Here is an 11,052-nt window from a genome sequence, read left to right as displayed (position 1 = left end):
CTGCAGACCGGCCCCAACACGCAGGTGGGCGGCGGCTCACCGGCCCACATCATGGGCAGCGGGCTCGCTTCTGGTGCCTCACCGTTGCTGGCGAAGGCGCATCACGGCTCGGTCAGCAAGGAGCAGCGCGCGCTCGTCGAGGACGACCTCAAGACGGGACGACTGAAGGCCGTCGTGGCCACCTCCAGCCTCGAACTGGGCATCGACATGGGCGCCGTCGACCTGGTGATCCAGGTGGAGACGCCGCCGTCGGTGGCCAGCGGGCTGCAGCGCATCGGCAGGGCCGGCCATCAGGTCGGCGAGATCTCCCAGGGCGTGCTGTTCCCCAAGCACCGCACCGACCTGATCGGCTGCGCGGTGACCGTGCGGCGAATGCTGTCCGGCGAGATCGAGACGATGCGGGTGCCGACGAACCCGCTCGACGTGCTGGCCCAACACACCGTGGCCGCGTGCGCGCTCGAGCCTCTTGACGCCGACCTCTGGTTCGAGGCGGTGCGACGCAGCGCGCCGTTCGCGACCTTGCCGCGCAGCGCCTTCGAGGCGACGCTGGATCTGCTGTCCGGGAAGTACCCGTCGACCGAGTTCGCCGAGCTGCGGCCTCGCCTCGTGTACGACCGCGATGCGGGCACGCTCACCGCGAGGCCGGGCGCCCAGCGGCTGGCGGTCACTTCCGGCGGGGCGATTCCCGACCGCGGGCTGTTCACCGTCTACCTGGCGTCCAGCGCGGAATCCGACAAACCCTCGCGGGTAGGCGAACTCGACGAGGAGATGGTCTACGAATCGCGACCTGGCGATGTGATCTCCCTTGGCGCGACCAGCTGGCGAATCACCGAAATCACGCACGACAGGGTGCTCGTCATCCCGGCGCCCGGCGAGCCGGCCCGGCTGCCGTTCTGGCGCGGTGACGGGGTGGGCAGGCCTGCCGAGCTCGGCGCGGCGATCGGTGCCTTCACCGGGGAGCTCGCCGGTCTTGACCGCGAGACCTTCGCGGAGCGTTGCGTCGCAATGGGTTTCGACGACTACGCGACAGACAACCTGTGGCAGCTGCTCAACGACCAACGCCAGGCAACGGGCACCGTGCCGACCGACGCCACCTTCGTCGTCGAACGGTTCCGCGACGAGCTGGGTGACTGGCGGGTGATCCTGCACTCCCCCTACGGGCTGCGGGTGCACGGCCCGCTTGCGTTGGCGGTGTCGCGACGGCTCCGTGAGCGCTACGGCATCGACGAGAAGCCGACCGCCTCCGACGACGGCATCATCGTGCGGCTGCCGGACACCGAGGACGCGGCGCCGGGCGCCGAACTGTTCGTCTTCGACGCCGACGAGATCGAGCCGATCGTGACCGCCGAGGTGGGCGGTTCGGCGCTGTTCGCATCCCGGTTCCGCGAATGCTCGGCGCGCGCCCTTCTGCTGCCGCGCCGCCACCCGGGCAAGCGGTCGCCGCTGTGGCATCAGCGCCAGCGTGCGGCACAGCTTCTCGATGTGGCACGCAAATACCCGGACTTCCCGATCGTGCTCGAAACCGTCCGCGAATGCCTGCAGGATGTGTATGACGTGCCGACGCTGATCGAGCTGATGGGCCGCATCGCACAGCGCAGGCTGCGGTTGGTCGAGGTGGAAACCCAGACACCGTCGCCGTTCGCGGCGTCGCTGCTGTTCGGATACGTCGGTGCGTTCATGTACGAGGGCGACAGCCCGTTGGCGGAGCGCCGTGCCGCCGCGCTGTCGTTGGACAGCATGCTGCTGGCCGAGCTGTTGGGCCGCGTCGAACTGCGCGAGCTGCTCGACCCCCAGGTGATCGCCAGCACCGCCGCGCAACTGCAGCACCTCAGCGAGGATCGCGCGGCACGTGACGCGGAGGGCGTCGCCGACCTGCTGCGGATGCTGGGGCCGCTGACGGAGGCCGAGATCGCCGAGCGGTGCACCGCCGACGACGTCGGCGGCTGGCTGGAGGGGCTGCGCGAGACCAAGCGCGCACTGACGGTGTCGTTCGCCGGGCAGACGTGGTGGGTGGCTATCGAGGACATCGGCCTGCTCCGCGACGGCGTCGGCGTCGCGGTGCCGGTCGGCGTGCCCGCGGTATTCACCGAAGGGGGCGCCGATCCGCTCGGCGAACTGCTCGGCCGGTACGCGCGGACCCGTGCGCCGTTCACCACGCACGAGGCGGCGGCCCGGTTCGGGCTGGGCCAGCGGGTGGCCGCAGATGTGCTGGGCCGCATGGCGATCGACGGCAAGCTGGTGCGCGGAGAGTTCACCGACACCGCAGAAGCAGGCGACCAGTGGTGTGACGCAGGTGTGCTCAAGATTCTTCGGCGGCGATCGCTGGCCGCGCTGCGGGCGCAGGTGGAGCCGGTCAGCACCGCGGCCTATGCCCGGTTCCTGCCCGCGTGGCAGCAGGTCGGTTTGGAGAAGGCCTCCGGCATCGACGGCCTCGCATCGGTCATCGATCAACTCGCTGGGGTGCCCATTCCTGCGTCGGCGATCGAACCGCTGGTGTTCGCCACCCGCGTCCGCGACTACCAGCCGGCGATGCTCGACGAACTGCTCGCGTCGGGCGAGGTGACATGGTCGGGGGCGGGCACGATCGGAAGCGGCGACGGCTGGATCGCCTTCCACCCGGCCGAATCCGCACCGCTGACGCTCGCCCAACCGACCGAGATCGACTTCACCGACACCCACCGGGCAATGCTGGAGATTCTCGGCTCCCCCGGCCATGGCGGCGGCGCGTTCTTCTTCCGTCAGCTCGCCGGCTCGGCCGGCGGCGACACCGAAGAGTTCAAACGGGCGTTGTGGGAACTGGTTTGGGCCGGCTGGATCACCGGTGACACGTTCGCGCCCGTTCGGGCATTGGTCGGCGGCAGCGGGCGGCGATCGAGTCGGCCCGCACACCGCCAAGGCTCGCGACCGCCGCGGCTGAGCCGCTACAGCGTTGCCCACGCGCAGACGCGCACCTCTGATCCGACAGTCGCGGGCAGATGGTCGGCGCTTCCCGAAGCCGAGCTGGATTCGACTGTGCGGGCGCACTTTCAGGCCGATCTGCTGCTCAACCGATACGGCGTGCTGACCAAGGGCGCCGCCGCGGCCGAGGGCATTCCCGGCGGGTTCGCCATGCTCTACAAGGTGCTCAGCGCTTTCGAGGACGCCGGCCGGTGTCAGCGGGGGTACTTCGTCGAGTCGTTGGGCGGGGCGCAGTTCGCGGTCGCGTCTACGGTGGATCGGCTGCGGACCTACCTCGACGGCGTCGACTCGGATCGCAGGGAGTACCAGACTGTCGTCCTCGCCGCTGCGGACCCCGCCAACCCGTACGGTGCGGCACTGCCGTGGCCGGACGGCGCCCACCGGCCTGGCCGGAAAGCCGGCGCCCTTGTTGCGCTCGTCGACGGGGAACTCGCCTGGTTCCTCGAGCGCGGCGGACGCACACTGCTCACCTTCACCGACGATCCGAATGCCCACCATGCCGCCGCCGGGGCGCTTGCCGACCTTGTCGGCGCGCGCCGCGTGCAGTCGCTGCTCGTCGAGAAGGTCAACGGCGGACCGGTGCTCGCACCGGACGCGCAGGTCGGCCAGGCCGCCGTGGTTACCGCGCTCACCGATGCCGGTTTCGCACGAACACCACGGGGTCTCCGACTGCGCTGACCGGTCGACTTCCTAGAGTTCACGACATGGGGCTACGCACAGCGTTGACCGAGATGTTCCGCATCGACCATCCGGTGGTGCTTGCCCCGATGGGCGATGTCGCAGGCGGAGCACTGGCCGGCGCGGTTTCCGAAGGCGGCGGCCTGGGCGTGATCGGCGCGGGCCGCGGCGACCTGGCCTGGCTGGACCGGGAGTGCGCGCAGGCGCGGGCATCCACCCGCAAACCGTGGGGCATCGGCTTCCTGTCCTGGGCCATCAACGCGGCGACGATAGACGCGGCGATAGCGCAGTCGCCCGCGGCGATCATGCTCTCGTTCGGCGATCCCGCACCGTTCACCGAGGCGATCCGAGCCGCGAAAATCCCGATCATCGTTCAGGTGACCACCGTGGCGGAGGCCCGTCGCGCGCTCGACGTGGGTGCGAACGTCGTCGTGGCGCAGGGCTCCGAGGCGGGTGGGCACGGCGGCGGCCGCGCGACATTGCCGTTCGTTCCTGCAGTCGTCGATATCGCCGGCTCCGTGCCGGTGCTGGCGGCCGGCGGCATCGCGGACGGCCGAGGGCTTGCCGCGGCGTTGGTGCTCGGCGCCGCGGGCGCCGTCATCGGCACCCGGTTCGAGGTCACCCACGAGGCGCTGATCGCCCCTGACGCCATGAAGGCGATCATCGCCGCGGGCGCCGACGACACCACCCGGGGACGCGCGCTCGACGTCATCCGCGATTCAGCGTGGCCGGAGCGCTACCCCGCCCGAACCCTGCGCAACAGGGTCACCGATACCTGGCAGGGTCGCGAGGCCGACATCGACGATGCGGCCAGGGCCGCGTTCCGCGAGGGAGTCGGCCGTGGCGACCCCGACTACGTTCCCGTCTGGGCGGGCGAGGCCGTCGACATCATTGCCGAACAGGACTCCGCCGCAGCAATCGTCGAACGCATCGCGCGCGAAGCCGAGCAAGCCATCGCCGCTGTAGGCAGTCACCATGACTAACCGCGTCACGACACCGTTCGGGCCCGAATCCACCGCAGCCGACGTCATCGCGGGTGTCGACCTGACCGGCAGGACGGCGATCGTCACCGGCGCCTCGTCGGGTATCGGCGTCGAAACGGCACGCGCGCTGGCCGGGGCGGGCGCATCGGTCACGCTGGCCGTCCGCAACACCACCTACGGCGATCGTGTCGCCGCCGAGATCCGCGACAGCACCAAAAACTACAGCGTCGACGTCGGTGTCATCGACCTCAGCGACCTGTCCAGCGTCGCGGCCTTCGTTCGAGCCTGGACGAGGCCGCTCGACATCCTGGTGAACAACGCGGGCGTGATGGCGACGCCCGAGCTGACCATGGCGCCGAGCGGGCATGAATTGCAGTTCGCCTCAAACCATCTCGGCCACTTCTTGCTCGCCGTCGGCCTGCACAAAGCGCTCGCCGCCGCGGACGGGGCCAGGATCGTGTCGGTGAGTTCGGCGGGCCATCTGCGTTCACCGGTCGTATTCGACGACATCGACTACGGATTCCGCGACTACGACCCGTTCAGCGCGTACGGGCAATCCAAGACGGCCAACGTGCTGTTCGCCGTCGAGGCGACCCGCCGATGGACCGACGACGGGATCACGTCGAACGCGCTGATGCCCGGTGCGATCTTCGATACCCGGCTGGGGCGCCACGTCGGTGCGGGCCATGCGGTCTCTGCGAAGAAAGACCTCAGGGTCAAAACCGTCGAGCAGGGTGCGGCAACGTCGGTGTTGGTGGCGACGTCACCGTCGCTCGAAGGCATCGGCGGCCGCTATTTCGAGGACTGCAACGAAGCCCGCGTCGTCGAACGTCGCGGCGCGCCCGGAAGCGGCGGGGTGGCCGCGTATGCGGTCGACCCGGCGAACGCCGAACGGCTGTGGGAAGTCTCGTTACGGATGACCGGATAACGATGCCTGAGGGTGACACCGTTTTTCACACCGCCGCCAAGCTGCGCGAGGCGTTGCAGGGAAAAACACTGACGCGCTGCGATGTTCGCGTGCCGCGGTATGCCACCGTCGATCTGACGGGCGAGCGGGTGGACGAGGTCGTCAGCCGCGGCAAGCACCTGTTCATCAGGGTCGGTGGGGCGAGTATCCACTCCCATCTGAAAATGGACGGCAGCTGGTGGGTGACCAGCACCGACCGGCCCAGCCGCGCGGGCCACCGGATCCGCATCCTCTTGGAGGCCGGCGACGTGCAGGCTGCAGGAATCGATCTCGGCGTACTGGAAATCCTCGAGCGCGCCGACGACGAGGAGGTCGTCGCCCACCTCGGGCCCGATCTGCTTGGGCCGGATTGGGATCCGCACGTTGCGGCCGCCAACCTCGTCGCCGATCCGGACCGGCCGTTGTCGGAGACCCTGCTGGATCAGCGGGTGATGGCAGGCGTCGGGAATGTGTACGCCAACGAGCTGTGCTTCCTGTTCGGACACCTACCGACGGCGCCGACGGGGTCGGTGAAGGACCCGTTGCGGCTGGCGCAACGGGCCCGTGACATGTTGTGGCTGAACAGAACCCGGTCCAACCGCACTACCACCGGCGACACCCGGCGAGGGCAGCAGGTGTGGGTGTACGGCCGATCGGGAGAGCCGTGTCGCCGGTGCGGCACCGCCATCAAGACGGATCGCACCGGCGACCGGGTGACGTTCTGGTGCCCGAACTGCCAGACCTAGGGCAGAGCGAGCCTGACGATCTTGCGCACCACGGTGGCGAACTGCTTGGGCAGCGAACCGCTGTTGTAGGGGATGCCGTACCGCTTGCAGATCTCCTGCACCTCGGGGGCGATCTCCGCATGCCGATGGGCCGGCACGTCGGGGAACAGGTGATGCTCGATCTGGAATGACAGGTTGCCGCTCAGGATGTGAAAGAGCTTGCCGCCGGTCAGATTCGCCGATCCGAGGATCTGGCGGAAGTACCACCCGCCGCGGGTCTCGGCCTTCGTCTCCTCGATGGAGAACTCCTGCACGTCTTCTGGGAAGTGGCCGCAGAAGATGATCATGTAAGACCAGACGTTGCGCATCAGGTTCGCGGTCATGTTGCCTGCGAACACCCACGGCGCGAACGGCCCGGCCAACAACGGGAAGGCCACATAGTCCTTCAGCGTCTGCCGCTTCGTCTTGCGCCAAATCGCGCTGAGGATATCTCGCTTCTCGGCGACGGTGATCTCGCCTGACCGGATCCGTTCGGTTTCCAGCTCGTGCAGTGCGACGCCGTATTGGAACAGCACCATCAGCAAGAAGGCGTAGACCGGGTTGCCCAGGAAGTACGGGCTCCAGCGCTGGTCCTTGCTCATTCGCAGGATGCCGTAGCCGACGTCGCGGTCCATGCCGACGATGTTGGTGTAGGTGTGATGCATGTAGTTGTGCGAATGACGCCACTGGTCGGCCGGGCAGGCGGTGTCCCACTCGAACTTCTTGCTGGCCAACGCGGGATCGCCGGTCCAGTCGTACTGGCCGTGCATGATGTTGTGGCCGATCTCCATGTTGTCGAGGATTTTCGACAGCCCCAGCATCGCGGTGCCCGCGAGCCAGAAGGGCGGGAAGATGCCGCCGAAGAGCATTGCCCGGCCAGCAACCTCCAAGCCGCGCTGGCCCTTGATGATTCGCCGGATGTAGGTGGTGTCGCGCTCGCCGAGGTCGGCGATCACACGCTCCTTGAGTGCGTCGAGCTCACGCCCGAACGCCTCGGTCTGCTCCGGGGTCAAGGTGACGGTCTTGCCTGCCACCGTCTTCGACAGGGTCTTGGGCTGGGTCATCGTTGCTGTAGTCATGATTCTCCTTGCCTAGAGGGCGATCTCGACGTCACCGACGGGGGTGGACACGCAGATCTGCACGTCCTCCTCCTCGGCATCCGAGACCGTCCCGGTGATCAGGTTGCGTACGACACCGCTGGTCTTGCGGCGGGTGCAGCTGTGGCAGATGCCCATCCGACATCCGCTTTCGGGTGTGAGTCCGGCGTCCTCGGCCTGGACCAGTAGTGGCCTGCCGTCATCGGTGGCCTCGACACCGCTGTCGGTGAACGAGATCCGCCCCCCGGTGGCCTCGGCGGGTGCGCTGAACACGGGCGGGACGAAGCTCTCGGACTTCGCGTCGGGGCAGTGTGCCCGGACGGCGTCCACCAGTGCGGGCGGACCGCAGACATATACGGCTTCCGGCACGGGCATCGCGGCGGCCAGGTGATCGGCGTCGAAGTAGCCAGTCAGGTCGCCTGTGCCCTCGCGGGTGTAGCCGTGCAGCACGCGCACTCCCGGCATCGCGGCAAGCTCGTCGGCGTAGCAGGCCTCTTCGGCGCTGCGCGCGTAGTGGATGAAGGTGATCTCGCGGTCGGATCCCTCGTCGCGCATCGTGCGCAGCATCGACATCACCGGGGTGATGCCGCTGCCGCCGGAGACGAACAGGATTCGGGTCGGCCGCTCGGTCGGCATGGTGAAGTCGCCACCGACCGAATCGAGGCCGAGGACCATTCCGGGCCGCGCGTTGTCGCACAGGTAGCTGGACACCAGCCCGCCGTCATGGCGGCCGATGGTGAGCTCGATGTGCGTCGCGCCTTCTGCGCTCGCGGGCGAGTAGCAGCGGGTGCGGCGGCGGCCATCGATTTCGACGGTGAGGTTGATGTGCTGGCCGGCCAGAAATCCGGTGAACGCTTGGTTCGGTTCCAGGGTGAGCGTCACGCTGCGGGGCGTCTGGCGCCGTACCGCGACGACCTTCGCGCGGGCTTCTCCATTGGTCCAGGTCCGGTCGACGAGCTCGGTGTATCGGTCGACGCCGTGGGGGCCGGTCAGCAGCTCCAAAAGGGGCGACCGTCGCGCTCGGCGTGTCAGAGTTTGAGTGAACATGTGTATACCGTGCGCCAGTACAGCCTGGTCCGTCAATGGGAAAGTGCCTGATTGTGGTAGGTTTCACAGAGTGAACAGTCGTACGCCTGGCTCACGTACGCGCAGATCAAGCCGGTCGCGTTCACGGGACACCCCTTCGCGCGAAGAGCGCAAGGAGGTCACCCGGCGCGCGATCGTGGCGGCCGCGCTCCGCCTGCTGGAGGAGCGCAGCTTCTCGCAGCTGAGCCTGCGTGAGGTGACGCGCGAGGCGGGCATCGTGCCCGCCGCGTTCTACCGGCACTTCGAGTCGATGGAAGCGCTTGGCCTGGTTCTCATCGACGAGTCGTTCCGGGTTCTGCGGGACATGCTGCGGGGCGCGCGGGCGGGCAAGCTCGATCCCAAGCGCGTCATCGAGTCATCGGTCGACATCCTCGTCGAGGGGGTCGACGAGCGGCGCGAACACTGGGTGTTCATCGGCCGTGAACGCAACAGCGGAGTGACCGTGCTGCGCTACGCGATCCGCACCGAGATTCGGCTGATCACCTCGGAGCTGGCCATCGACCTTGCCCGTTTCCCCGGCCTGACGACCTGGAGCAGCGAGGACCTGAACATCTTGGCCAGCTTGTTCGTCAACTCGATGATCGTCATCGCCGAAGCCATCGAGGACGCAGGCGACCAGGCGGCACTCCAAGAAATCAAGCGCGTCGCGGTCAAACAGCTGCGGATGATCACCGTCGGTGTCAACGCCTGGCAGAGCGGCCCCTAGCGGCCCCTGAAGCTGAGAAATACCTGAGGAACTACCGACGTTCTTCAGTGCATGAAGTTCGCTTTTTCCGCAGTCGCAGCCGGCGTTCTGGCATTGAGTGCGTTGGGGTTCGCGGCGGACGCCGGTGCCGCCCCCAGCGGCGTCGGCTCAGCGGCCGACACCGTGAAAGAACTGCAGGCCGACGGCTACACGGTGGGGATCAACGGAGCCGCAACCACACCGCTGTCGGAATGCGCGGTCACCGGCGTGCACCCCGGAACCACGGTCTATGTCGACATAGCCTGCCCGTCAACGTAATAACGTGTGGCCATGCCACACCTCGAACTGACCTATCCGAGGCCGGAGATCGCCGTCGTCACGCTCAACCGGCCCGAGAAGCTCAACGCGTTGTCACGGGAGTTGGTGGAGTCGCTGCACGTGGCCATCACCGACATCGCCGCGAACGGGCAGTGCCGGGTGGTGGTGCTCACCGGAGCAGGCCGCGGCTTCTGCTCGGGTCTTGACCTGACCGACCCGAATCCGCCCGGTATGGGCTCGGGGCTTGAGTTCCCGCGGTCGGGAATGCGGTGGCAGGAACGCATCGCCGACCTGACGAGCCGCATTCACCGACTGCGCCAACCCGTGATCGCGGCCGTCAACGGACCCGCCTACGGCGGCGGCCTCGGCATCGCGGCGGCCTGCGACATCCGGCTGGCGAGCGAGTCCGCACGGTTCTGCACACAGTTCATCAAGCTCGGCCTCGGCGGCTGCGACATCGGCGTCAGTTACACGCTTCCCCGCATCGTCGGCGCGGGTCCGGCGTTCGACATGATCCTCACCGCGCGCGTCATCGACGCCCAGGAGGCGCTGCAGCTCGGCCTCGTCACCCGTCTGTCGGCAGATTCGGCGCTGCTCGACGACGCGCTCGCGGTTGCCGAAACGCTATGCAGCTACGGCGAATTCGGACTGGAGTCGACCAAGCAGGTGCTGTGGGCGAACCTGGAGGCGTCAAGCCTCGAGTCGGCGCTGCACGTAGAGAACCGCAGCCAGATCCTGGCATCGACCGGCGGCGCCGTGGCCCGCTTCAGCGAGGAGTTCCGCCACCGTCCGCGATAATCACCGAACCGGTGATGTAACTGCCTGCGTCCGAACACAACAGGAGCGCCGGTCCGACCATCTCATCAGCGGTGGCCAGTCGTTTCACCAACGTGCCGCCGACCATTGCGTCGACCATCTCCTGCGGGTTCTGCTGCATCATGTAGGTGTCCACCGGTCCGGGCGCGATTGCATTGACGCGGATGCCGTGATGCGCGAACTCCGCGGCCATCGACCGCGTAAACGACATCATCGCCGCCTTCATCGACGAATAGATGGACAGCATCGGCGAGAAGATGAACGCGCCGACGGAGACGATGTTCAGCACAGCGGCGTGCGGGCTGGCTTTCAAATGCGGTAGCGCCTCCTGCACGAGAAACACCGGACCGCGCAGGTTGACCTCGAACGACTTGGTCAACGCGTCGACGGTGATCGACCCGAGGGGCTGCGCCAACGGGTTCGCGGCATTGTTGACCACCACATCGACGCCGCCGAACTCGTCGACGGTGCGCTGCACCAGTGCTCCGAGATCCTCGACGTCGCCGACGTGAGTCGGCACGCCGACCGCCTGGCCGCCGAGGTCACGCAGATGCGCGGCGGCCTTGTCGCAGGCCTCGGCTTTGCGGCTGGCCACAACGACGCGCGCGCCGGCGAGGACGAACCCCTCCGCCAACGCGAGACCGATGCCGCGGCTGCCGCCGGTCACGATGACGGTGCGGTCGGACATGTCGAAGAGACGGTCGAATGTTGTGCGGTCCAC

At 67.8% G+C, this 11,052-nt stretch carries 10 protein-coding genes; 7 read left to right on the top strand and 3 right to left on the bottom strand.

The window, feature by feature from the left end:
• The 4 genes from QOJ24_RS08120 to nei2 all read left to right on the top strand — a co-directional run.
• Positions 1-3,636: DEAD/DEAH box helicase (locus QOJ24_RS08120; protein ID WP_526260475.1), on the top strand; the 3,636-nt coding region annotated here is incomplete at its 5' end.
• Between the two features lie 26 nt (positions 3,637-3,662).
• Positions 3,663-4,619, top strand: a complete 957-nt coding sequence (locus QOJ24_RS08115; RefSeq protein WP_526260474.1) for an NAD(P)H-dependent flavin oxidoreductase — start codon at positions 3,663-3,665, stop codon at positions 4,617-4,619.
• Complete coding sequence (locus QOJ24_RS08110; protein ID WP_526260473.1) at positions 4,612-5,547, top strand: SDR family oxidoreductase; 936 nt, start codon at positions 4,612-4,614, stop codon at positions 5,545-5,547. The genes QOJ24_RS08115 and QOJ24_RS08110 overlap by 8 nt, the downstream gene beginning before the upstream one ends.
• Positions 5,548-5,549: 2 nt before the next feature.
• Positions 5,550-6,311 carry an endonuclease VIII Nei2 gene (gene nei2, locus QOJ24_RS08105; RefSeq protein ID WP_526260472.1) on the top strand — a complete coding sequence of 254 codons (762 nt, stop codon included), beginning with the start codon at positions 5,550-5,552 and terminating at the stop codon, positions 6,309-6,311.
• Here nei2 and QOJ24_RS08100 read toward each other — a convergent pair.
• Together QOJ24_RS08100 and QOJ24_RS08095 are read right to left on the bottom strand one after the other, a co-directional pair.
• A complete protein-coding gene (locus QOJ24_RS08100) occupies positions 6,308-7,408 on the bottom strand; it encodes a fatty acid desaturase family protein (RefSeq protein ID WP_526260471.1) in 1,101 nt (366 codons plus the stop codon). The two genes, nei2 and QOJ24_RS08100, sit on opposite strands and share 4 nt — an antisense overlap.
• Before the next feature lie 12 nt (positions 7,409-7,420).
• Entirely contained in the window at positions 7,421-8,473 is a 1,053-nt protein-coding gene (locus QOJ24_RS08095; protein WP_526260470.1) for a ferredoxin reductase, read from the bottom strand.
• A 70-nt stretch (positions 8,474-8,543) separates the two neighbouring features.
• Here QOJ24_RS08095 and QOJ24_RS08090 point away from each other — a divergent pair, with 70 nt between their 5' ends.
• The 3 genes from QOJ24_RS08090 to QOJ24_RS08080 are packed head-to-tail and all read left to right on the top strand — an operon-like array spanning position 8,544 to position 10,313.
• Positions 8,544-9,218 carry a TetR/AcrR family transcriptional regulator gene (locus QOJ24_RS08090; RefSeq protein WP_526260469.1) on the top strand — a complete coding sequence of 225 codons (675 nt, stop codon included), beginning with the start codon at positions 8,544-8,546 and terminating at the stop codon, positions 9,216-9,218.
• 51 nt (positions 9,219-9,269) lie between these two features.
• Complete coding sequence (locus QOJ24_RS08085) at positions 9,270-9,515, top strand: hypothetical protein (RefSeq protein ID WP_526260468.1); 246 nt, start codon at positions 9,270-9,272, stop codon at positions 9,513-9,515.
• Positions 9,516-9,527: 12 nt separating this feature from the next.
• Positions 9,528-10,313: an enoyl-CoA hydratase/isomerase family protein gene (locus QOJ24_RS08080; protein WP_526260467.1), complete on the top strand. Its 786-nt coding sequence runs from the start codon at positions 9,528-9,530 to the stop codon at positions 10,311-10,313.
• On the opposite strand, the gene QOJ24_RS08075 is transcribed toward QOJ24_RS08080, so the two are convergent.
• Complete coding sequence (locus tag QOJ24_RS08075; RefSeq protein ID WP_526260466.1) at positions 10,282-11,052, bottom strand: SDR family NAD(P)-dependent oxidoreductase; 771 nt, start codon at positions 11,050-11,052, stop codon at positions 10,282-10,284. The two genes, QOJ24_RS08080 and QOJ24_RS08075, sit on opposite strands and share 32 nt — an antisense overlap.

Source organism: Mycobacterium sp., assembly GCF_032159775.1.
GTDB lineage: Bacteria > Actinomycetota > Actinomycetes > Mycobacteriales > Mycobacteriaceae > Mycobacterium.
Note: the sequence above shows the minus strand (reverse complement) of the source record. Positions and strands in the feature narration are given on the sequence as shown.